Genomic DNA, 21,212 nt, shown 5'->3' with positions numbered 1-21,212 from the left:
TAACGACTTTGAGGTTTTCATTATGATCATGCAAGCCATTGCAGCTGTGAAAAATGATACTGAATCATCATCAACCAATACCTTAATGACAGGTATTCAGGGCATTGGTGCTTCATCGATTGCTCAACAGACTTATGCGAGCACTGTATTATGTCAACCCAACATTCATTTAGATATTTTACCTGATCTTCCTGCACAGCAGGCTATTGCGCGCGATCAGGCGCAGGAATGGTTGTCCTCGATTAATCCGGCGGCCATTTCTTCTCTGGTGAATGTGCGTAATTTTTCGAATCAGGTGGGGGCTTATGTCGATGCACTTCTTCCGGCGGCACAAAAATATGACATGGGGGATAAAAGTCAGCTTCCTTATATCCAGCAGGGCATCCAGCAGCTGCTTTTTCTTGCTCAGAAAAACGTCACTTCCACGGGGGTGTTTGTCGATAACGTCCAGGTTTATGTGAATGGGATCAACAGCAGTCAGAGCACATTTAAAGAGGCTAAAGAAACCGTGCAGACGCAAATTACCGGTGATAAAGGGGAAATATCGGCACTTCGGCAGAAGCTAAACGATCTGAATAAACAGATGGATGCAGATATTGTGCAGATTTCGGCGGGAGCGGTGAGCGACATTATAGGGATCGGCATGATTGTCATTGCGGCCACAACAATTATCGAAACCGGTGGGGCAACGCAAACGCTTCTGGCTGCAGGTATTACCCTGGTCGCGGGCGGAACGCTGGCGATGACCATAAGCTCTGCCGATATCGTCAAAGCGCAAAAAGAGTACAGCACAACGTTGACCAATCTCGTCGGGCTTGAATTGGAAGTGGCTGTTTTTGACACGGTTTATAACCAGTTGACGGCCAGTGAAAGACTTTCTCAGTCTGCCATTGATGCCGCTAAGCTGCTGGTCAACGGATGGCAGACCGTTGCTGATAGCTACCAGCAAACGCTGGCCGACCTGCAGCAGAGTTCAAAAGGGTATCTGGCACTGAGGCTGAGCGCGATGAAACGCCAGTGGCAACAGCTAGGCGAGCAGGCGGGAAGCGTGATGCAGTTAGGGCCGCTGCCTTTTAATACTGTTCCCGCAAATGAACTGAAGTCGAGTGCATGACAGGCGAGGAGCTGCCCGGCAACCGCCGGGCAGAAAAGCTTTTTAGAACAGGTATAGCGTCAGCACCGTTGGTTGAAGGTGGGTGGTACAAAACAGCGTAAGTTAATAATCAACATGATTTAACATAATATACATTATGCGCACCAATATGGAATCAGGGAAAATCTGGCATTTTTCGGACATCGTTGGCCTGGCTTCTGAAAGCGTCTTCGCCGGCTATCTCACAGCGCGTCCAGCGCATGCCGGCTTAACGGTACTGTTCTTCCCAGGTTTACTTACCGTTTTTCCCTGTTGATATAAGCCTGTAAACCCTCTGCAAGAAAATCAAACACCGTTTTACAGGCCTGGCTGTGGCGTAAATCTTCATGCATCACCAGCCAGGTGTCGAGATGAAATGCAAAGAAATCAGGCATTATCCTCTGTAACGGCGGAGAAAAATCGGCCAGATGCACCTGGCACATACCGATACCTGCTCCGGCACGTATGAGGTTTAATTGTGCAATATCGCTGTCGGTTCGCACGGTAAACAGCTCGCGGTTTAGCTGTGGGTACTGTTTAAGTGCTTGTAAAATAAAGGGCGTCATATTATCGAAACCCACAAGCGTATGGGTGAATAACGCATCAATACTTTCCGGTGCTCCATGTCGTGACACATAGGCTGGCGCGGCATGCAGACCTATTTCAATCCTGCCCATCCGACGAGCAATCAGTTGCTCCTGCACCGGTGTGGTCATGCGTACAGCAATATCCGCTTCCCGGTTCAGTAAATCCTGAACGCGATTAGACAGAACCAGCTCAACGGTTATTTGCGGGTATGCCTCCTTTATTTGTGCAATCACTGGAGGCAGAACCTCAGTGCCGATGATTTCACTTGCGGCAACGCGCACCACGCCTCGTAATCCGGCTGCGCCGGAGCTGAAGCTGGCAGCCGACCGCTCAATCATCATGGCCGTATTTTCCATCGCTTGTGCATGGCCCTTCAGCTCGACGGCTGCGTCCGTGGCCTGCAATCCTGTCTGTGAACGTGTAAATAAAACAAGGCCGAGGGCCGATTCCAGTGCTGCAATATGACGTCCGGCGGTTGGCTGGGTAATGGCAAGCCTGCGTGCGGCCCCTGACAGAGACCCTTCCCTCATTACGGCCAAAAATGTGCGATACCATTCCCATGGGATATTTAGCTTCATACAAAAATGCATACCTGCTGGCTTATATTATGCAATTACATTTAGCCCGTGCGGTCATTAAGATGTCAAGCAGATATCCAATAAGGGTCAGACGATGAAAAGCACAAATAAGGTACTAATACTGGGCGCAACGGGTGGGATCGGTGGCGAAATAGCCCGTAAATTGATCCGGGACGAATGGGATGTGCGTGCATTGCGCCGCTGCACTCCGCAAAATGCCGATCGCAACAATAGCATTTCGTGGATAAGCGGAGATGCGCTGAATGCTGAACAGGTTGAGGCGGCGGCGTCAGAATGCAGCGTGATTGTCCATGCCGTTAACCCGCCGGGTTATCGAAACTGGGAACAGCTCGTTTTGCCCATGCTGCATAACACCCTCAATGCAGCGGAGAGAAACGGTGCATTAATCGTTCTGCCGGGCACGATTTATAACTACGGTCCGGATGCTTTTCCCCTCTTACGCGAGGATTCCCCTCAGGATCCGGTTACCCGAAAAGGCGCCATACGCGTGCAAATGGAGCAGGAACTCGCAGCCTATGCACAGCGTGGCGGAAAGGTGCTGATTTTGCGGGCTGGAGACTTTTTTGGTCCCCATGCTGGCAACAACTGGTTTTCACAGGGACTGGTCAAACCGGGGCATCCACCGCGGGTCATTAAAAACCCCGGGAAAACCGGCGTAGGCCACCAGTGGGCTTATCTGCCGGATGTCGCCGAAACGCTCGCAGCACTGTTGGCGCGTCGGGATGAGCTCGAACCGTTTGCCAGTTTCCATATGCGCGGGCATTGGGATCCTGATGGGACAGCGATGACCGCCGCCATAAAGCTCGTCGTGGAGCGTGCCGGTATAAAGGCGAAAGTGAAATCGTTTCCCTGGTGGCTTATCTCTGCGGTGAGTCCCTTTAACGCTACGCTGCATGAAATGCGGGAGATGCGCTATCTTTGGGAGCAGACAATAGAGATGGATAATTCAAAACTGATTGCCTTTTTAGGACATGAACCGCAGACCCCTCTTAATGAGGCCGTACATTCCACATTAGTTGGTTTGGGCTGTATTTAACATAACCTGCTGTTTAGAAAGAGTTGAAAGATGTCTGATATACTTAAGCTTTTGAAAAACGCAGCCCTAATCAAATGGAAATTGAATTAAATAAAAGTGTTAAAGAGAGAATCTTCCATGCTGTCATTTTTGAGGTGACGGCCAACGTTATTATCGCCCTGTCACTTGCCTGGCTGATGAATGTGTCTGTACTTCAGTCAGGCACGTTGTCCGTCATATCCGCACTTACCGCAACGGTCTGGAATTTTATTTTTAATAAGCTCTTTGATTCCCTGCAGAAAAAATACCAGTTTGAAAGAACATTTCTCATTCGTGCGATCCATGCGGTAGGTTTTGAAGCGGGACTCATCATAACCTTAATGCCTGTCGCGATGATTATGCTGAATCTTACAATGACTGAGGCATTTTTTGTTGAGATTGGTCTTGTACTGTTTTTCCTGCCATACACGATGCTGTTTAACTGGCTTTACGACTATCTGCGCTGGACGTTTGTTGGACGTAAACGGTCTGTTATGTAGCGAGATATCAGTCACATTGACACGCCTTTGATCATCTTCGACTCCACTCACCTCCTATACTCTTCATTTCTCTATCTCTTTTCAGGAGTCGATAATGTTTGATCATGTGAAATTCGGCGTCAGCGATTATGAAAAAAGTAAAACCTTCTTCCTCGAGGCGCTTCGCCCGCTTGGTGTAGAACTCATCGATGAAGGCACGCCGGAGTATGGTGTAGAAATGAGTTCCGGCGATGTTTCACTTTGCCTTTTCCATACAAATGACAAACCCGCGCCTCTGCATCTGGCGTTTGTGGCCAATACGCGTCAGCAGGTTGATGATTTTTACCATGCTGCACTGCGCGCCGGCGGACGTGATAACGGCGGGCCGGGGTTGAGGTCATACGGTGAAAATTACTATGCCGCGTTTGTCATCTCGCCTGATGGTCATAATATCGAGGCGGTGTGCCATGCGCCGCAAAGTCTGTAGCGTCAGATGTCATTAAATATCTGTCATGCGTCTATTTGCACGCTTATGCACGAAAGTGCTTCATTAAGCCACATTAATCCCGTAAGGTATGGGCTGTAATCGTGCAACTTCATGCAATAACACTGACAGAGGTATTTATGACACAACAGTTGATTCTAATTGCCGGCCCCTACCGCAGCGGAACCGACGGCGTTCAGGCGCGCATTGATGAGAATCTGGCGCGTCTCGAAAGCGCAGCATTAGCCGTTTACCAGCGTGGTCACATTCCGATCATAGGTGAATGGCTTGCTTTGCCGTTGGCAAAGGCCGCGGGCTCGAAAACCGTTGGTGATGAAATCAGCGAAGCGATGCTCTACCCCGTTGCTCACCGGCTCATAGCTAAATGCGATGCAATTTATCGTATCGCCGGTGCATCTAAAGGTGCCGATATGGACATTGAGGTCGCCAGAAAATACGGCCTCAGGGTTTATACCGCGCTTGAGGACATTCCTGAGGCTTAAGGAAAACCGACAGCCAGGCTGTGCTCTCAGGCTGGCTGTCAGACAGTATCACGCTCTGAGGTTAACACGACGGATACCCCCTTTTCTGATACTGCGCGGATCCAGCCCTTATCGGTATTGTCTTCCACGACGATGGTATTCACCGATGACACATCACCAATCACAAACGAAGACGCTGTGTTGATCTTTTCCGGAGAAGCCAGAACAACAGTCTCCGCGGCTCTGCCGGAAAATGCACGTTTGATGCACGCCTCTTCGAAATCACCGGTCGTTAATCCAGCTTCAGGATGGATCCCGGTCACGCCCATAAAGAACAGGTCTGCATGAATATTTTCGATGCCTTCGATGGCCGCAGCGCCGACCGCAACGATAGAGTGTTTATACAAGCGACCGCCGATCAGAATCACCTCAATGGACGGATGATCGACAAGCCCCAGGGCAATGCTCGGGCTGTGCGTCACCACAGTGATACGAAGCTCGGGAGGGAGAAACGTAATCAGCTCCGACGTTGTCGTACCACCATCGACGATCACCACCTGGCCTGATGAAATCAGCTGCGCGCCTTTGCGGGCCACTCTTTTTTTCGCATCCATTTTCACGGATTGCCGTTCAGCAAACGGAGCAATTGCGGAAGATGACGGCAGCGCGCCACCGTGAACCCGCTGCAAGCGCCCTTCTGCCGCCAGCTCGCGCAGATCGCGCCGGATGGTGTCTTCAGAGACGTCAAAGAGAATGCTGAGCGCTTTTGACTGGACCTGACCTTCGGCGCCGAGCTTTTCGAGGATCAATTGTTTTCGTTGACTGGTGAGCATCATGAATTCCTGAAATTGCATGTTTTATCTTGTAAATGCACGATAATGCTGTTTATGATAATTACTCTACGTAAGGAGGAACAAACGTGCAATCGAAACGTGCAGATGTGCGCATCATTAACAGTGAAACACTGTCAGATAACTGGTACGTCCTTAAAAAATATACCTTCGACCTGCAGCGACGTGATGGCGAATGGCAGCGGCAGCAGCGGGAAGTCTATGACCGTGGCAACGGCGCGACGATTTTGCTCTACAACCGTGATAAAAAGACGGTGATCCTGACTCGCCAGTTCCGCTTCCCCGTCTTTATCAACGGCCATGAGGACAATCTAATTGAAGCCGCTGCAGGGTTGCTGGACAACATGGATCCCGAGAGCCGCATCAAAGCAGAAGCGGAAGAAGAGACCGGATTTCACGTTTCACGCGTGCAGAAAATTTTCGAAGCCTATATGAGCCCGGGCTCCGTTACGGAAAAGCTCTATTTTTACCTTGCCGAGTACCAGCCGAGAGACAGAACCGGCGCTGGCGGTGGGATCAAGGCGGAAGGAGAAGATATCGACGTGCTGGAAATGACGCTTGAAGAGGCATTACGCGGCATTGAGACGGGAAAAATCGTCGACGGGAAAACCATCATGCTGCTTTATCATGTGGCCCTTAAAGGTATTCTTTAACCTACTGGTTTGAATCCTGATTTGAAGGCGCATGAGTTGGTGCGCTTGTCCGTTACGCGGATGGAATGCGGGAAACCTCCTAAATTTTGCAGCCTACTATATTTAGTGAACGATTTCGAAATTCGATAAAATCATAAACATTTCCCTGAGTCATCTGCATTTACCATTCAAAAATGCCAAACGTTCACAAGGCTGCCTGCAGAGGTAGCCTGTCTTATCTGTTGATTGGATTAAAATGCGACTCGCTACAGATAACGAAGCATATTATACTTGCTCCTCCACTCGAACAGGAGGCAGCAACTCACGTGAAGGATACATATTACAACGACATAACGATCAATACGCTAATTCAGAGTGAGCTGGACGCGTTTTTTGAGGACTTCAAAGGGATCGTCTTTGCCTATGCTATTATGAACAAGAAAGATCCTTCACAGATGAGGATACTCAATAACAGTCCTGAGTGGTTTAATATCTACCTTGAAAGAAAATATCAGTTCATTGACCCTGTCATTATTCGGGCTTTGCGCTGTGTTGAAGACTTTTTCTGGGAAAGCGATGTCGTCCTTTCGGATGGTTATAACCTGACACGCATTTTCGACGAAAGCGTTCAGTATGATATATACCAGGGGCAGACTTTTCCTCTACATGACTATCTGAATAATCTTGTTGTCTTATCCGTCATCAGTCCTAAGCATTCTGGTATTGACATAGAGAAATTTCGGCCGCAATTTCTACGCTTCCTTGTTCAGTTACATCAGAAAACACTCAATCTGTATAGTCAGCATCAGCAGAAAAAGAATGTGTTCTTGTCGCCACGTGAGCGACAAATCCTCAAATGGGTCAGCGCCGGAAAAACCTATGCAGAAATTTCTGTTATTTTATCTATTGCTGAACGCACCGTTAAATTCCATATGGGCAATATAATGAAAAAACTCGGTGTGAATAATGCCAGACATGCAATAAAGCTTGGAACAGAACTCCGGTTACTGGACGACTGACCCTCAGACACTGGTTATAGATAGCGTAAATGCCAGAGCATTTCGCGAAGCCAGTGGCTGGATTTGTCTTTACTAATAATATCTTCAATAATGCGGGTGCTGGCAGGCATATAAATATAGTAAATAACCTCCCCTTTTTCAGAAACACCGCGCTGAATAACTTCAACTTTCCAGTTCGCATGCCGAAATATGGCATACATACCGCGACTGGCTACTGCGTACATTCCGTGATATTTATTCTTTATGCAATAAATATTCATTGCAAGAAACAATGCTTTACTGGCGGGCACACCCTGCAAGCTTGCAGAGTCTCGTGTTTCTTTATCTAAAAATAAACGACTCACTTCACAGCAGGGAACATCGGCTGGAAAAACAATGGGATTATCGAAATAATTGTGAAAGATTTCGCTTATCATTGTCGGCTGCGTTGAGTTAATAAATCGCGCGCCGCATAACAGCTGTCCATCATACATACCCAGTAAGTATGTCGTGTTATGGGAATCAAATTGATCCTTTTCCATCCCTTCGACGCATTCCACTTTCCAGTCGAGTCGGTCCCGAAAGGTTTTTCTTCTGAGTCGGTAGAGTTCGTGCGCTAGTGCTGGTGGTAAATCATCGTAGTCGTGTAAAAAAAATTCAATGACAGAAATCATGCTCTTGTTCCTGATAATAACACCTGAAACTATCATTACCTGTCTTTTAGGACAGCTTTCATTGTGCCGCATATTCCCTATACTTAAAAAGTACCTGACCACGAAGTTCTCGCAAAACTAAGCGGTCAGGAGGTCAAAGACCTACGAAACACCAGGGATATACCCATCGATGATTATCTAATATTTAAAGTTTCGGGTACAGAGCATAAGAAGCACTTTGCCGATAAAATAATAAAAAACAATAATCATAAAGTAATTACAATAAAAACATTGCCCCTTAATCTTTTAAGGGGTAATATTTCCGATTGCTTATTTTTCCCACCCACCCCTTCATTTTACAGACTCTGCTGACTTCATCTGCCCAAAACCCTCGTCGGTACCGCTTTACAGGCATCTGCCTGTGCTATTCTTGCTGAATCATGTAAGACGGAGAATTGATGATGGCCGACTGGAACCCTTCTCTTTACCTGCAATTTGGCGCAGAAAGAACGCGTCCAGCAACCGAGTTGCTCGCCAGAATTCCTCTTGATGAAGCCGCTACTATCGCCGATCTGGGCTGCGGTCCAGGTAACAGCACGGCGCTGTTAAAGCATCGCTGGCCTTCTGCTCACATCACCGGCGTCGATAACTCCCCTGCTATGCTCGAGGAAGCACGCGCTGCCTTACCTGACTGCCACTTTGTTGAGGCCGATATCCGTCAGTACAAGCCTGGCCAGCCGCTGAGCCTGATTTATGCCAACGCGTCGCTGCAATGGGTTCCGGACCATTACGATCTCCTGCCTCATCTTGTCTCCCTGCTTAAGTTAAATGGCGTGCTGGCGATCCAGATGCCTGATAACTGGCTGGAACCCACCCATGTGGCGATGCGTGAAGTGGCGCTGGAGCAAGACTACCCGGACCGTGGCCGCGAACCTCTGCCGGGTATACATGCTTATTACGATATTCTGTCGGAGGCTGGCTGTGACGTGGATATCTGGCGGACAACCTATTATCACAAAATGAGCTCTCATCAGGCCATTATTGACTGGGTAAGCGCCACCGGCCTGCGCCCCTGGCTCCAGGAACTGAACGAGAGCGAGCAGAAACGTTTCCTGAAACGCTACCATGAACTGCTGGAAGAGCAGTATCCGCTCCAGGAAAACGGGCAGATACTGCTGGCTTTTCCTCGGTTGTTTATCGTGGCTCAACGCCAGCCCTGATCCGATTATAGGCGGGCTTCTTTGAGCAACTGCTGGATAACCTTTTCCTGCTGCGCATAATCACCCTCGCCAAAGACGGTATAGCGCAGCTGCCCTTTGGCATCAAAGTAATAATGCGCTGGCCAGTACTGGTTGCCGAACGCATTCCAGATTTGATAGTTGTTATCCGTCACAACCCGATACGGCAACTGCCATTTCGTTACCGCCTTTTGTACCGACGAAAGCGGTTTTTCCCAGGGATATTCCGGCGTGTGAACCCCAATCACGACCAGGCCCTGCGACTGATACTTCGTGGCCCAGTCTCGCACATGCGGGAGCGTGTGCTGGCAGTTAATGCAATCCCACGTCCAGAAATCAATCAGAACAACCTTCCCTCGTAATGCTTCAGACGTGACAGGGTCACCGTTAATCCACCCTGTTCCACCGCTTAACGAAGGCAGCTGGCTGCTGGGCTCAGCGATCGCCACCGGTTGGAGCTTCACCGGCGCGGTTGGGGGTTTTGCCAGATTTAAGAGCGCGGTCTCAAGACGGTCTGCGACGCCGTTAGCCCCTTTCAGCAGCGAGGTCATCCCCGTCGCGTTCAGGACGACTGCCGCTAACATTGCAACTCCTGCCCCCTGACGGAGCTTCGCCATCAGCGCAGACTTTGCCCTTAACGGTGTCATCAGCGAGCGGCTGCCGATAACGAGCAGGCCCAGCATCAGCGCGCATCCGCTGCCATAGGCAGCGAGCAGTGCGCCCGTGGCGATGGCCGAGTGGCCCGCGATATTAATGCTGAAAATAGCGCCCAGGATGGGGCCCGCGCAGGGAGACCAGAGTAGCCCGACCGCAAGCCCGGCCAGAAAAGCCGATGCCATTCCGCGCGTTTGCCCGCTTCGGGTGTTGAGAACATTTCCTGCGCTGACGGCCGGTCCCGCGATACGCTGGACGAAAGACGGAAAAATTAAGGCCAGCGCGGCTATGGCCAGAATGACGAGCGCGATCCAGCGCCCAACAATGGTTGCCGCTGTTATCCACTCGCTGGCGACGGTGATGACCATCGCCACCAGGGTGAACATCACGACCATCCCGGCGAGCAGGGCCAGAATATGTCGTCGTTGCCCCTGGAAACCGGCGAACAGGAGTGGAATAACCGGGAGCGTACATGGGCTGAGCAGGCTTATCATCCCGCCCAGAAAAGCGATTACCAGAAACATAATGACCTCACATTACACGTCCTGCGACACTGCAGTGAGGCTATTTCATCGTCCTGATGTGTTCAGGATATGTGTAAACGCGCGGTTTTTGTCTGGCTCTGTATCATCCGGGCCAGGAGATACAAAGCCGTACAATTAACGGCGCGGTAGCGTAATGGAGACGTCCAGTCCGCCTCCGGTTCGGTTCGCCAGTTTGAGTTTTCCTTCCAGCTGTGCGGTTAGCTGCGCGGCAATCGCCAGGCCGAGTCCTGTCCCGCCGGTATCGCGATTACGCGAGGTTTCAACCCGATAAAACGGCTGCAGAACCGCCTCCAGTTCGGCTTCGGGTATTCCCGGCCCGTCGTCCACAATGTGAATCACCACCTCTTCGGCAGACGAAATATCAATGGCTATGACGGCACCGCCGCCGAACTTCAGCGCATTATCCAGCAGGTTAGTCATCACTCTACGAAGCGCCTGTGGACGCGTGACGATGGGCAAGCGGACTTCGTTTGCCTGAAACTGCACGTTTTTACCAATGTCCTGATAATCGCTGGCGATGCTGTTGACCCAGGCGTTCAATTCTAGCTTCAGCGACGTCTCTTCCAGTGATTCTGATGACCGGGCATACGCAATGCCCTCCCGCACCAGACGCGACATGTTATCAAGGTCGTTTAAGAGCTTGTCCCGCAGTTCAGGCTGCTCCGTCATTTCTACACGAAGCTTCATGCGGGTAATAGGCGTCTGGAGATCGTGAGAAATAGAGGCCAGGATCTGTGCGCGTTCCCTGAGATAAGACTGAATGCGCGCCTGCATGGCGTTGAAGGCATGGGCTGCGCGCTGCAGCTCCAGCGGCCCTTTCTCCGTCATTGGCGTGCTGGTCGCCGGATCAAGTGAATCCACCGCGCGGGTAAATTGTGAAAAAGGCCGAACCACCTGCCGCACGGCGATCCAGGAGCAGGCCGCCAGGAGCAGCAGCTGAAGGATGAGCACAACGGGTAACCAGCTGGCGACGGGTGGCATGCGCGGGATGAGGTCAATGGTCAGCGGCGAGCCATCGCGTAACGTGAGATGCGCCTGGATATGTGAAATGGCGCCGGGAACGGCGGTGAAGCTGAGAGGATATTGTGCCGCGAGCGTCGCTTTTAAGGTTCGGATAGCATCCTGCGAACGCTTATCCGTCGGCGCTGCGCCGGGTTCCCCTGTGCCCAGAATATAGCGATAGTTACCCCGTTCAAGCCGCGGCAGCCAGGCGGCGCGTTCGCTGGCCGGTAAGCGGTCTAAAATGGCGACGCTGGTTGCGACGTCGTTTTCAAGATTACCGAGCATCACCGTGCGGGCGCTGTGCATGCGTTCAATCATGACCAGCGTCAGGCTCAGGGCGTTAGCCAGCAGCAAACCGGGCAGCACGACGATCAGCAAACGAGCCAGCAGCGAGCGTGGCCAGAGCGTCATTCGTTAACCTCTTTGATGGTCACCGGCATCGTAAAGACGTAGCCTTCGCTGCGCACGGTTTTGATATAGGCGGGCGTGCGGGCATCTTCATTGAGACGCTGGCGAACCCGGCTCACCAGCAGGTCGACAGAACGCTCAAACAGCTCGGCGTCGCGCCCCTGCGTCAGGTTAAGCAGCTGATCGCGGGTCAGTACCCGCTGAGGATGGTCCAGGAAAACGCGCAGCAGACGATACTCCGCCCCGCTGAGCGCCACAATCACCCCTTCCGGGTCGATTAAGTGGCGAGCGACGGTATCGAGCTGCCATTGACCAAACATCACCAGCCGCCCTGCTTCTGTCACCTGTAGATTGGGCGGCATCGTGCGAAAACGCCGTAAAATCGCTTTAATGCGTGCCAGAAGCTCACGGGCGACAAACGGCTTCACCACGTAGTCATCCGCACCCATCTCCAGACCCAGGATCCTGTCCGTCTCCTCATTGCGCGCCGTCAGCATCAGGATGGGCAGATCTTTATGTTTGCCGCTGCGTAGCTGCCGGCATAGCGTGAGACCGTCATCGCCGGGCATCATGACGTCCAGCACCACCAGGTCGATATGCTGTTTATCCAGTACGCTGCGCATCTCTTTGCCGTTGGCCGCGCCCGTCGCGCGATAGCCAGACTTACCGAGATAATCGACAATCAGTTCACGAATATCCCTGTCGTCATCGACGACAAGGATGTGGTCAATATGTTCCACCGAACTCTCCAGACCGAAGGGTAACGTATTGAAAATAGCACATTTCACAGCTTATCCGCGTCGATAACCGCCTTGACGAAATCCTGCGGATCTTCCTGAGGCGGGTTGTGCCCCACGGTTGAGCCGAAGGTGCGGTGCTCATATTTGCCGGTAAATTTAGCTGCATAGGCCTGCGGTGCCGGATGCGGCGCGCCGTTGTTGCCGCCTTCGATGGTGATCGTTGGTACGGTGATATTCGGCAGCGTGGCCAGTTTTTGCTCATAGCGGTCGTATTTGCGCTCGCCTTTTTCCAGCCCTAAACGCCAGCGATAATTACTGAGCGTCACCGCGACGTGGTCCGGGTTATCGAGGGATTTGGCGCTGGCGTTAAAGACCGCATCGCTAAATTTCCAGTCAGGTGAGGCCTGAGACCAGATTAGACGGGCGAAGTCATGCGTGTTTTTGGCATAGCCTTCAGCACCACGCGCGGTAGAGAAATAGAACTGATACCACCACTGCTGCTCCGCTTTTGGCGGCAACGGCTGTTTGCCAATCTGCTGGCTGCTGATGAGATACCCGCTCACTGAAACGAGTGACTTCACGCGCTCGGGCCACAGCGCCGCAACGATATCCGCCGTCCGGGCGCCCCAGTCATATCCTGCAAACACCGCCTGCCGGATATTCAGGGCATCCATCAGGTTGACGATGTCTTTCGCCATCGCCGAAGGCTGGCCGTTGCGCGGCGTTTTTGCTGAAAGGAAGCGCGTGGTGCCGTAACCGCGCAGAGACGGCACAATGACCCGGTACCCTTTTGCCGCCAGTGCGGGTGCAACCTCGGCATAGCTGTGAATATCGTACGGCCAGCCGTGCAGTAAAATAACCGGCTGACCGTCTTTCGGGCCAATGTCGACATAGCCGACATTCAGATCGCCGGCATTGATTTGCTGGGGATGGTCAAAGGCTGCGGCGACGGTTGTGCCGGTGACTTCGGCCTGACAGGACATCACGGTGCCAAGTGAAACGGTCAGTGCGAGGGTTGAGTAAGCAAGTTTGCTGAACATGTTGGTATCTCCGGTTGAGTACAATTCACGGGGATATAACAACACTGCAATGTATAGCGGATATGTGCGAAAGCGGGTTTATTGCAAGCCTGTGTATGTATCCGGGACGCTGATACAGTGTGATACAAACACAGGCGTTGTCGCCTTAAAGGGAGAGTCGGTAGCGGACGTAATCGTCAGCTTCGCCATATTTGTCATAGAGTTTACGCGCCGGGTTGTTCTCCCGGGTGACCCAGTACAGTTTCGACCACCCTTCGCGCTTGCCTTCCTCAATCAGAGCATCAATAAGCGCCTTACCTGCACCCGCTCCGCGTTCGTCGGCATCAACAAACAGATCTTCCAGGTAGCAGATGGGGGCCGTTGACCAGGTTCCTTCGTGCAGAATGCACATCGCGAAACCGATGACCTTTTGGTCCTTCTCTACCACCCGGCAGAACATCTGGGAATGCGCTGATAGCGCCCTTTCCCACGTCGCAGCGGTGACGGATTCCTCGAGGTAGCAATCATAAAAATGGGTGTAACCATCCCACAGCGGTCGCCATTGGGAATAGTCGTCTGCGCGTAGAGGTCTTACCGTGACAGCCATGTGTTCCTCACATTACAAATTGATCGCCATTTCGAAACAGCGTAAATCGACACCCGCCATACGCGAGTGATGATAGCTTTCGCTCAGCGTAACAAACCCCTGCTTCTGATAAAACGACTGGGCGTTAGGCGTCGCATCGAGCGTCAGACGGGTTATCCCCCGGCTGCGGGCTTCCTGTTTGAGCGCCTCAATAATCCGGGTTGCCATGCCTTTTCCGGAGGCTGCAGGCAAGGTGAAAATCGCCTCCAGGCAATGGGTATCCAGATCGAGATAGCCGGTTGCCGCAACATCGCCCTTTTCATCTTCAACCACATAAAAAGGGTATTCAATGATCATCTTCCGAAAGCGTTCGGGCATGAGATCTGGCGTCCAGCGCGCAATGACCTCTGCGTCGTAACTGGTTTTACAGCCGTGACGAATCGCCTGATTGCGAATATTCCAGAGCGTTTCGGCTTCCTGCGGCCTGGCTTTTCGTAATGTCATAACCTCCTCCTTTAACGGCTTTTTAGCCGCATTTCCCGTGCCGACCTGGCAAGACGCTGAGTACGACAATAGAGCGTAAACAGCACAAAGCCGCTGCTGTTCATCACCACCCGACAAAGTAATAGCGCGAATGATGCGATGACCAGCGGCCAAAGACCTCCGTCATGCGAAAGCAGGAAATGTAAAACCTGAACGAGGGTCGTTATCAGCAGGATGATGAACAACGCCATAAAGCCCGACAATCCCGACGTCTTACCACGTGCCAGGAGTACGCTTGTCACAATGAGCGCGCCTGTCATCGTCAATGATGGTAAGAAAAAGCTCAATGCATGATGCAAAGGTGACAAACCCTGCAACGTGCTGAGAAAAGGCAGAAGGTTTAACGCAAACGCCACTAAAAAAAGAGGTAACAGTACCGCTACTGGGTAAGGATTTTGACGCGAAAGCTCGCTGAGTGGACGCGAAAAATACCGTTCCAGCTCGGGCGTGGAATGATTCAAGAGACGGATATCACGATGAGCAATAGCCTCCTCTATCTCTTTGCCATGCTGCAGGAGATCCTGGAAAACCCGTCCGGTTAAAAGAGACAAAAAGCTCATCAAAATTTCGCCATTAAAGAAATGATGCCCATTTCTGGTAGGGAATGAACCCAGCACGCCTCAACTAAATGTGATAGAGATGAAAATACCAGAACGCAAACAAAAGCATAACGCCTAAAAAGGGAGATCCGCGGATGACCATACCGACGCTCATGACAGAACGCTTACTGCTAAAACCGCTGGTTGCCGAAGATGCGGCCCAGATACAAAAGCTTTATCCGCGCTGGGAGATTGTCCGCTATATGGTCTCTTCCGTGCCATGGCCCTACCCGGATAACGGCGCGGAAAACTATGTCAATAACGTGGCGCTGCCGGATGTGGCGAAAGGGATTGCCTGGTTCTGGAGCATCCGGCGACGTGAGGTGCCGGATGAATTGATGGGCATTATTTGCCTGTACGACGTCGAGGATAACAACCGCGGGTTCTGGCTCGCGCCGGAGTTTCAGGGCCAGGGATACATGCGCGAGGCCAGCATTGCCGCGACGGATTACTGGTTCAATACGCTAAACAAACCTGTATTACGCGCCCCGAAAGCCGCTGCCAACAGCCGCTCCCGGCGTATTTCGGACAGTAGCGGCATGCGGCTTATCAGGACGGAGAAGAAAGCCTACGTTAGCGGGATGCTGGACTCCGAGCTGTGGGAGATCACCCGCGACGAGTGGAACGCCCGTCAGGTGAGCTGATAGTGCTTATCCGGCATCAGCCTTTCCGGAATCTTCTCTTCATCGTTCATCTGCAGCAGATCGCGTTCCATCATGTTGCAGATGGCGTCCAGCGGCAGATCGTTATTCTCAGTGCCGAACGGGTCTTCCAGCTCTTCCGCCAGGGTGTCCAGCGAGATAAAGGTGTATGAGATCAGCGCTGAGACAAAGGGCGTCATGTAGTGCAGATCCACGACCAGTGCGAACGGCAGCATGATGCAGAACAGATACACCGTGCGGTGCAAAATCAGCGTATAGGCAAACGGTACCGGCGTGGTCGCAATGCGTTCACAGCCGGACAGGACGATGGACATATCGTTCAGACGATTGTTCAGGCTGTGAAACAGAATGTCTGAGAGTTGCCCGTTACGCCGCCGTACGGCCAGCCACTCCCCCATGATCAGTAAAATACGATTCGCCGGTGAGTTGGCTTTCATCACCTGACGTAAATCATCCGGAGCAAGATAGCGAGAGAGTTGCTCGGCGTTCAGCTCCCGGCGCAGGGTCATGCGCAGGCAGTTAGCAAAAGCAATCTGCAGACGGACAAACTCGCCCAGATGCTTATCGTCAGGCAAGGTGTTTTTTACCTCGCGAAACAGCGAGCGCGCCGCTATCATCAACTGCCCCCAGAGCAGGCGAGCCTCAACGTAGCGTGAATAACAGGCGTTGTTTCTGAAACCGAGAAAGATTGCGATCGCCACGCCGAGAATGCTGAATGGCGCCACGGTAAATTTGATGCCCAGTGAGGTATACCACGGCAGCATCAGGATAACGGCAATAGAAAGCAGGAAGTTGAGCAGCAGTCGGGTATAGATCTTAGGCAGTACCGAACCGTGCCAGACAAAAATCAGTTGTAGCCAGTGCTGTTTAGGACGAACGATCATAGTGAGTTTCAGGAAAGAAAAGAGCGAGGCTATTAAACGTGATCCCCGTCACCGTTGCAAGTTTGTTAACTGGACATTGCATTTTCTCCCCTGATTAGCGAAATCCGCACAGTGCCGCATGTGTTTTTTAAAAACAAAGCACATAGTATGTTGTAACTAAAATGAAGTATGTTTAAACCCGGCCGCAGCCGGGTGAACGTTAGCAAAGCGGTTTAACCGCAGCGCGCATTCCCTTCAGCAGAATGGCATCAAGGTCCAGCGTGACCTGGTCGACAAGACCGCTTACCTGCGTCAAGTCCTGTTCCCAGTGTTCGCGTGCGCTGAGCACCGACTGCACCAGCTCACGGGTGCTCAACTGCCGATCGCGGTGCTGCGCCCAGAGCTGCTGATAACGTTCCAGCCAGCATGCATCATCCTGCACCGGATAGCTCTCCCCGTTACGCTCTGCGCGGTAGAACGCGAATAACGCGGCTAAGGCAAACGTCAGACGTGCCGGTAATTGCCCTGTTGCCTTCTGCCCTGCCAGTAGCTGTGGCAGGATGCGGGTGCGGTATTTGGTCATGCCGTTGAGCGCAATGGAAAGCAGCTGGTGTCGGATATAGGGATTGCGAAAACGCCCTGTTACCGCACTGGCGAAAGATTCCAGCTCGTTACGCGGCAAATCGAGGACCGGAATGATCTCCTGATAAATTGCTTTTTCGACGAACGCGCAGATCTCCGCATCATTCATCGCCTCGCCCACCGTATCCAGCCCGGCCTGGAAGGCGACCGGCACCAGCGCCGTATGCGCCCCGTTCAGAATGGCAACCTTGCGTTCTTTGTAGGGCCTGATGTCGTCGACAATCAGTACATTTAACGGGTACTTATCCAGACGGAGTTCCTGAGCAAGGGATGCCGGCCCCTGGATAACGAACAGATAGAAATGTTCAGCCGTGTCAAGGAACCCATCGTGATAACCCAGCTCAGCTTCAAGTACAGCCGCTTCGTCGCGCGGGTAACCGGTCACGATACGGTCAACCAGCGTCGAGCAGAAGCTGTTTGCGTCGTTTAGCCACCGGATAAAGGCCGCAGGCAGCGCCCACTCCTGGGCATAGCGCAGGACGAGTTCACGCAGTGCATCACCGTTGTAGTCAATCAGTTCGCACGGAATGATGATCCAGCCTTTATCCGTTGCACCGTTGAAATGGTTAAAGCGCTCAAACAGCAGTCGCGTCAGCTTTGCCGGGTAGCTCGCAGCAGGGGCATCGTCGAATCTGTCACCCGCGTGGTAGCTAATACCCGCTTCGGTGGTGTTCGAGAAAACAAAGCGCATATCCGGGTTGTGTGCCAGTTTCAGAAAGGCGTCATAGTCGGCGTAGACGCTGATTTCACGGTTAACCGAGCGGATAAGACGGCTCTTACTCACCGCTTCACCCTGCTCGTTCAGGCCGCGAATGATAGTGGTATACAAACCATCCTGAGTGCTCAGCGACGGCGGGAAGTCACTCTGAATAGGACGGACGATAACCACACCGGCATTAAGATCGGTATGTTCATTTAACAGGTCAATTTGCCAGTCGACGAACGCACGCAGGAAATTGCCTTCACCAAACTGAATGATGCGTTCTGGGTATTGAGCACCGGGAAAATCACGACGGTTGAGCGTGTTCACAAGGGGGTTCCTTTTATGATTAGTCATACAGCCTGATAATATTGGTACGATAACTTATCAAAACTTAACGACCAGGAACCCTGTTTTGATCAATCCACGGCGTAGTTGTACAAAATAATCATAAGAACTTATAGAACACAGACGTGGCCGTCATGGCGCCGTCCGGCATAAGGGCATAGCGCGGGATCTCCCCCAACTTCTGCCATCCGGCGCGCTGGTAGAACGTCTCGGCCCCGCTGCCGGTGGAGGTATCGAGCACCAGCACCGAAATCTCTCTGGCCCGAGCCTCAGCTTCAAGCGCTTCCATCAATGCCATCGCGGCACCTTTCCGGCGCGCTTTCTCGTGAACCAGCAGCTTCGCCACATCGGCGCGATGCGGCTGGTTTTCCGGCTGGTCTGTGATTAACTGCACCGTTCCGATGACGCCGTCCTGCGGGTCGACACAGGCCAGCACGAGGCGCTCATTGCGCCCTACGCTTTCAGCAATGCCGCGCCAGAAAGAGCGGGCCTTCTCCAGGCTAAAGGGAAGCATAAAGCTGACGGATGCCCCGCCGTTCACACAATTTTCGAGGATCCCGGCCAGCGCATCAAGGTGGGTGAGAATTTCGTCTCGGGTGAGGTTTTTGATTTGCAGTGAGGTATTCATTGTTTTTCCTTACGTTGAATACCATCACTGTGCATTTAACATCTTCTTAACGCAAACGGATCGGACATAGGCTTTTGTTATGTCACCGGGCGCGCTGGCGCTGCTGCTTCATGGCATACATCTTTTCATCGGCATCTTTTAACCACTGCTGCAGGTCGTTGCCGTTATGATCGAATTCACTTAGCCCCCATGAGAAGTGAAGCGACCAGGGGTGTAACCTGCGGGCGTTATAGTTTTCTACCTGCTCGACGAGATACTGCATGGCAATCCAGGCGCCCTGCTCATCCGTATCCGCGAACAGCACGGCGAACTCGTCCCCGCCAAAACGAACCAGCAGATCCGCTTCGCGGAAAGAGGCACGCATCAGTTGCGCCATGGCATTCAGCGCCTTATCCCCCTCTTCATGCCCGAAGCGATCGTTAATTTCCTTAAAGCGATCCAAATCCAGCCAGCCGAGCGTCAGCGGCTCTGCCCGGCGCCGGGCAACGGAAAGCGTGAAGCGCACGAGTTGATTAAAGCCCCGACGGTTGAATAGCCCGGTTAATTCATCCGTGGTCGCCGCGCTGATGGCAGCAAATTCATCTTCCGCCAGCGCGCCAAGATCTCCCAGGACGGCGAGGTCGGCGGCAGAAAACTCCCGGGGAGCATAATCAATCAGGCACAGCGAGCCAACGCTTGCGCCGTCACGCAGGCGCAGCGGGAAGCCCGCGTAAAACCGCACGCGAGGTTCACCGGCCACCAGCGGGTTATCCGCAAAACGATCGTCCTGAAGCATATCCCCTACCACCAGCGGCGCTTCGGTGAGGATAGTATGGCCACAAAATGAGATGTTACGCGGAACGGAGCCAGGTGCCTGACCATCAGCGGACTTAACGATTAGCGAATGCTCATCAATGAGATTGACCATCGCCAGCGGCACCTGGAAGAAGCGTTTTGCCAGACGCGTTAACCGGTCAAACGCCGGGGAACTGTCGATCTCAAGCAGACCGGATTCTCGTAGCGAGTTGAGTCTGTCTGTTTCATTTTCAGGGGTTGCAGGTGCTTTCATAATGTCTCCTGACGTAAAGCGTTACTAAAAGCGTAGCTTAAACAGAGGCATTGTCAGCGTTCTGACAGCCTGTTAAGTCGCTTACTATTCACGTCAATGCCTTATGACGATTAACGCAGCTATGTTTCACTCCCGGTGGGCGCGGCAATTTGCTCGTCCGCCACCCGGGCGCTGGTACGGTTTCGACCCGCTTTTTTTGAACGATAGAGATGATCGTCCGCTTCGGCCATGAGCTTGTTGAAGACCTCGGTCAACTGCCATGACTCAGCCTTTCCACTGCCGAGGCCAATACTGACCGTCAGAAAGAGCGTCTGGTGACGCCATGTAAAAGGATGGCTGGCAACGGTGGAACGGATACGCTCAGCCAGTTCAAAACCGTGTTGCGCGTCGCCTGAATGAACCACCACAGCGAACTCTTCCCCGCCCATGCGCGCCACCATGCCGTCTTCGCCAACGACCTGCTGAACCTGTCGGGCAAACGACGCCAGCACGCGATCTCCGCACTCGTGGCCGTAGTTATCATTAATGCTTTTGAAATAATCAATATCCAGCAGCATGACGGTCAAAAAACGGGTATGCCGGTACGTCTCTTCATGCTTTAACGCCTCATAAAGCCCGGAACGCGAGTAGACGTGTGTTAAAAAGTCATAATCCGCCCTCAGTGAAACCTGGCGGATCAGGGAATTAATCGCCGCCATGCTGACGGAGACCATCACCGGGCAGATCGCCATCGTGGCGATACCCAGCCGGGCTGAAAACATCATTGGCGTCGTAAACGGCGTCGCCACGGCAATATTAATAATAGAGTTGGCGACCAAAATGATTTCAGTGGCACCCGTGATAAACGTCAGCAGACAGGTCGCAGGCAATGAGTAACGAACCGCACACCAGATAAGCGCTGGCAGAGGAAACGAGAGGCTCCCCGCTCCGCCAATCACCACCGACGCGACCACCGAGACGATCAGCGCCATCACCGGCAGCAGCTGCTCCAGACGTAACCTGAGATCACGCCCGGGCATACGTAACGTGAGCATA

The 21,212-nt window shown here is 52.4% G+C and carries 24 protein-coding genes; 9 read left to right on the top strand and 15 right to left on the bottom strand.

What is annotated here, in order from left to right; translation table 11 throughout:
- Positions 1-22: 22 nt before the first annotated feature.
- Positions 23-1,114: an HBL/NHE enterotoxin family protein gene (locus DOU50_RS08370; RefSeq protein WP_024908517.1), complete on the top strand. Its 1,092-nt coding sequence runs from the start codon at positions 23-25 to the stop codon at positions 1,112-1,114.
- A gap of 275 nt (positions 1,115-1,389) precedes the next feature.
- Here the strand turns inward: DOU50_RS08370 and DOU50_RS08365 are convergent, their stop codons facing one another.
- Positions 1,390-2,298 (bottom strand): LysR family transcriptional regulator, encoded by a 909-nt coding sequence (locus DOU50_RS08365; RefSeq protein WP_148769184.1) that lies wholly within the window; start codon positions 2,296-2,298, stop codon positions 1,390-1,392.
- 94 nt (positions 2,299-2,392) lie between these two features.
- Between DOU50_RS08365 and DOU50_RS08360 the strand changes: the two genes are divergently transcribed.
- The 4 genes from DOU50_RS08360 (at position 2,393) to DOU50_RS08345 (ending at position 4,839) form a co-directional block, all read left to right on the top strand.
- Positions 2,393-3,355 carry an NAD-dependent epimerase/dehydratase family protein gene (locus DOU50_RS08360; RefSeq protein WP_148769183.1) on the top strand — a complete coding sequence of 321 codons (963 nt, stop codon included), beginning with the start codon at positions 2,393-2,395 and terminating at the stop codon, positions 3,353-3,355.
- A 74-nt stretch (positions 3,356-3,429) separates the two neighbouring features.
- Positions 3,430-3,873 (top strand): PACE efflux transporter, encoded by a 444-nt coding sequence (locus DOU50_RS08355; RefSeq protein ID WP_024908486.1) that lies wholly within the window; start codon positions 3,430-3,432, stop codon positions 3,871-3,873.
- A gap of 94 nt (positions 3,874-3,967) precedes the next feature.
- The gene (locus DOU50_RS08350) at positions 3,968-4,339 is read left to right on the top strand and encodes a VOC family protein (RefSeq protein WP_024908485.1); all 372 of its coding nucleotides are present in this window, start codon (positions 3,968-3,970) and stop codon (positions 4,337-4,339) included.
- A gap of 137 nt (positions 4,340-4,476) precedes the next feature.
- A complete protein-coding gene (locus DOU50_RS08345; protein WP_024908484.1) occupies positions 4,477-4,839 on the top strand; it encodes a DUF4406 domain-containing protein in 363 nt (120 codons plus the stop codon).
- A gap of 38 nt (positions 4,840-4,877) precedes the next feature.
- Here the strand turns inward: DOU50_RS08345 and DOU50_RS08340 are convergent, their stop codons facing one another.
- Complete coding sequence (locus DOU50_RS08340; protein ID WP_148769189.1) at positions 4,878-5,651, bottom strand: DeoR/GlpR family DNA-binding transcription regulator; 774 nt, start codon at positions 5,649-5,651, stop codon at positions 4,878-4,880.
- A gap of 86 nt (positions 5,652-5,737) precedes the next feature.
- On the opposite strand from DOU50_RS08340, the gene DOU50_RS08335 reads away from it, so the two are divergent.
- Positions 5,738-6,322 carry an NUDIX domain-containing protein gene (locus DOU50_RS08335; protein WP_024908482.1) on the top strand — a complete coding sequence of 195 codons (585 nt, stop codon included), beginning with the start codon at positions 5,738-5,740 and terminating at the stop codon, positions 6,320-6,322.
- Positions 6,323-6,627: 305 nt separating this feature from the next.
- A complete protein-coding gene (locus DOU50_RS08330) occupies positions 6,628-7,320 on the top strand; it encodes a helix-turn-helix transcriptional regulator (protein ID WP_148769182.1) in 693 nt (230 codons plus the stop codon).
- 14 nt (positions 7,321-7,334) lie between these two features.
- Here DOU50_RS08330 and DOU50_RS08325 read toward each other — a convergent pair whose 3' ends face one another.
- A complete protein-coding gene (locus DOU50_RS08325; protein WP_148769181.1) occupies positions 7,335-7,973 on the bottom strand; it encodes an acyl-homoserine-lactone synthase in 639 nt (212 codons plus the stop codon).
- Between the two features lie 440 nt (positions 7,974-8,413).
- Between DOU50_RS08325 and tam the strand changes: the two genes are divergently transcribed.
- Positions 8,414-9,172 (top strand): trans-aconitate 2-methyltransferase, encoded by a 759-nt coding sequence (gene tam, locus DOU50_RS08320; protein WP_148769188.1) that lies wholly within the window; start codon positions 8,414-8,416, stop codon positions 9,170-9,172.
- Positions 9,173-9,177: 5 nt separating this feature from the next.
- Here tam and DOU50_RS08315 read toward each other — a convergent pair whose 3' ends face one another.
- The 7 genes from DOU50_RS08315 to DOU50_RS08285 all read right to left on the bottom strand — a co-directional run bounded on the left by DOU50_RS08315 (position 9,178) and on the right by DOU50_RS08285 (position 15,247).
- Positions 9,178-10,368 carry a cytochrome c biogenesis protein/redoxin gene (locus DOU50_RS08315; RefSeq protein ID WP_148769180.1) on the bottom strand — a complete coding sequence of 397 codons (1,191 nt, stop codon included), beginning with the start codon at positions 10,366-10,368 and terminating at the stop codon, positions 9,178-9,180.
- Between the two features lie 135 nt (positions 10,369-10,503).
- On the bottom strand, positions 10,504-11,802 hold the full coding sequence (locus tag DOU50_RS08310; RefSeq protein WP_148769179.1) for an ATP-binding protein: 1,299 nt from the start codon (positions 11,800-11,802) through the stop codon (positions 10,504-10,506).
- On the bottom strand, positions 11,799-12,539 hold the full coding sequence (locus DOU50_RS08305; RefSeq protein ID WP_148769187.1) for a response regulator: 741 nt from the start codon (positions 12,537-12,539) through the stop codon (positions 11,799-11,801). Before DOU50_RS08305 ends, DOU50_RS08310 begins: the two co-directional genes overlap by 4 nt.
- 44 nt (positions 12,540-12,583) lie before the next feature.
- Positions 12,584-13,579 (bottom strand): alpha/beta fold hydrolase, encoded by a 996-nt coding sequence (locus DOU50_RS08300; protein WP_148769178.1) that lies wholly within the window; start codon positions 13,577-13,579, stop codon positions 12,584-12,586.
- Between the two features lie 145 nt (positions 13,580-13,724).
- Positions 13,725-14,165 carry a GNAT family N-acetyltransferase gene (locus DOU50_RS08295; RefSeq protein WP_148769177.1) on the bottom strand — a complete coding sequence of 147 codons (441 nt, stop codon included), beginning with the start codon at positions 14,163-14,165 and terminating at the stop codon, positions 13,725-13,727.
- A 12-nt stretch (positions 14,166-14,177) separates the two neighbouring features.
- Positions 14,178-14,648: a GNAT family N-acetyltransferase gene (locus DOU50_RS08290; protein WP_148769176.1), complete on the bottom strand. Its 471-nt coding sequence runs from the start codon at positions 14,646-14,648 to the stop codon at positions 14,178-14,180.
- Positions 14,649-14,659: 11 nt separating this feature from the next.
- The gene (locus DOU50_RS08285) at positions 14,660-15,247 is read right to left on the bottom strand and encodes a hypothetical protein (RefSeq protein WP_148769175.1); all 588 of its coding nucleotides are present in this window, start codon (positions 15,245-15,247) and stop codon (positions 14,660-14,662) included.
- 134 nt (positions 15,248-15,381) lie between these two features.
- On the opposite strand from DOU50_RS08285, the gene DOU50_RS08280 reads away from it, so the two are divergent.
- Complete coding sequence (locus DOU50_RS08280; protein ID WP_048991639.1) at positions 15,382-15,930, top strand: GNAT family N-acetyltransferase; 549 nt, start codon at positions 15,382-15,384, stop codon at positions 15,928-15,930.
- On the opposite strand, the gene DOU50_RS08275 is transcribed toward DOU50_RS08280, so the two are convergent.
- The 5 genes from DOU50_RS08275 to DOU50_RS08255 form a co-directional block, all read right to left on the bottom strand.
- Positions 15,918-16,832, bottom strand: coding sequence for a bestrophin family protein (locus DOU50_RS08275; RefSeq protein ID WP_148769174.1), 915 nt, complete (start codon positions 16,830-16,832; stop codon positions 15,918-15,920). The genes DOU50_RS08280 and DOU50_RS08275 overlap by 13 nt on opposite strands.
- A gap of 199 nt (positions 16,833-17,031) precedes the next feature.
- On the bottom strand, positions 17,032-18,483 hold the full coding sequence (locus DOU50_RS08270) for a tagaturonate reductase (protein WP_148769173.1): 1,452 nt from the start codon (positions 18,481-18,483) through the stop codon (positions 17,032-17,034).
- Between the two features lie 118 nt (positions 18,484-18,601).
- Positions 18,602-19,129 (bottom strand): GNAT family N-acetyltransferase, encoded by a 528-nt coding sequence (locus DOU50_RS08265; protein WP_148769172.1) that lies wholly within the window; start codon positions 19,127-19,129, stop codon positions 18,602-18,604.
- 82 nt (positions 19,130-19,211) lie between these two features.
- On the bottom strand, positions 19,212-20,177 hold the full coding sequence (locus DOU50_RS08260; RefSeq protein ID WP_061715145.1) for a sensor domain-containing diguanylate cyclase: 966 nt from the start codon (positions 20,175-20,177) through the stop codon (positions 19,212-19,214).
- A 119-nt stretch (positions 20,178-20,296) separates the two neighbouring features.
- The coding region (locus DOU50_RS08255) for a GGDEF domain-containing protein (RefSeq protein WP_148769171.1) at positions 20,297-21,212 on the bottom strand (916 nt) is incomplete at its 5' end.

This window comes from Enterobacter sp. C6 (genome assembly GCF_008122455.1).
Taxonomy (GTDB): domain Bacteria; phylum Pseudomonadota; class Gammaproteobacteria; order Enterobacterales; family Enterobacteriaceae; genus Enterobacter; species Enterobacter pseudoroggenkampii.
The sequence above is the reverse complement of the archived record's forward strand: the minus strand, read 5'-3'. Positions and strand labels throughout refer to the sequence as shown.

What these genes read in the sequence shown, in the direction of transcription:
- DOU50_RS08275 (WP_148769174.1), bottom strand. Translation starts at nt 16,832, where the DNA reads ATGATCGTTCGTCCTAAACAGCACTGGCTACAACTGATTTTTGTCTGG.
- DOU50_RS08280 (WP_048991639.1), top strand. Translation starts at nt 15,382, where the DNA reads ATGACCATACCGACGCTCATGACAGAACGCTTACTGCTAAAACCGCTG.
- DOU50_RS08310 (WP_148769179.1), bottom strand. Translation starts at nt 11,802, where the DNA reads ATGACGCTCTGGCCACGCTCGCTGCTGGCTCGTTTGCTGATCGTCGTG.
- DOU50_RS08295 (WP_148769177.1), bottom strand. Translation starts at nt 14,165, where the DNA reads ATGGCTGTCACGGTAAGACCTCTACGCGCAGACGACTATTCCCAATGG.
- DOU50_RS08325 (WP_148769181.1), bottom strand. Translation starts at nt 7,973, where the DNA reads ATGATTTCTGTCATTGAATTTTTTTTACACGACTACGATGATTTACCA.
- DOU50_RS08345 (WP_024908484.1), top strand. Translation starts at nt 4,477, where the DNA reads ATGACACAACAGTTGATTCTAATTGCCGGCCCCTACCGCAGCGGAACC.
- tam (WP_148769188.1), top strand. Translation starts at nt 8,414, where the DNA reads ATGGCCGACTGGAACCCTTCTCTTTACCTGCAATTTGGCGCAGAAAGA.
- DOU50_RS08365 (WP_148769184.1), bottom strand. Translation starts at nt 2,298, where the DNA reads ATGAAGCTAAATATCCCATGGGAATGGTATCGCACATTTTTGGCCGTA.
- DOU50_RS08260 (WP_061715145.1), bottom strand. Translation starts at nt 20,177, where the DNA reads ATGAAAGCACCTGCAACCCCTGAAAATGAAACAGACAGACTCAACTCG.
- DOU50_RS08340 (WP_148769189.1), bottom strand. Translation starts at nt 5,651, where the DNA reads ATGCTCACCAGTCAACGAAAACAATTGATCCTCGAAAAGCTCGGCGCC.
- DOU50_RS08285 (WP_148769175.1), bottom strand. Translation starts at nt 15,247, where the DNA reads ATGAGCTTTTTGTCTCTTTTAACCGGACGGGTTTTCCAGGATCTCCTG.
- DOU50_RS08360 (WP_148769183.1), top strand. Translation starts at nt 2,393, where the DNA reads ATGAAAAGCACAAATAAGGTACTAATACTGGGCGCAACGGGTGGGATC.
- DOU50_RS08350 (WP_024908485.1), top strand. Translation starts at nt 3,968, where the DNA reads ATGTTTGATCATGTGAAATTCGGCGTCAGCGATTATGAAAAAAGTAAA.
- DOU50_RS08370 (WP_024908517.1), top strand. Translation starts at nt 23, where the DNA reads ATGATCATGCAAGCCATTGCAGCTGTGAAAAATGATACTGAATCATCA.
- DOU50_RS08300 (WP_148769178.1), bottom strand. Translation starts at nt 13,579, where the DNA reads ATGTTCAGCAAACTTGCTTACTCAACCCTCGCACTGACCGTTTCACTT.
- DOU50_RS08265 (WP_148769172.1), bottom strand. Translation starts at nt 19,129, where the DNA reads ATGAATACCTCACTGCAAATCAAAAACCTCACCCGAGACGAAATTCTC.
- DOU50_RS08315 (WP_148769180.1), bottom strand. Translation starts at nt 10,368, where the DNA reads ATGTTTCTGGTAATCGCTTTTCTGGGCGGGATGATAAGCCTGCTCAGC.
- DOU50_RS08355 (WP_024908486.1), top strand. Translation starts at nt 3,430, where the DNA reads ATGGAAATTGAATTAAATAAAAGTGTTAAAGAGAGAATCTTCCATGCT.
- DOU50_RS08290 (WP_148769176.1), bottom strand. Translation starts at nt 14,648, where the DNA reads ATGACATTACGAAAAGCCAGGCCGCAGGAAGCCGAAACGCTCTGGAAT.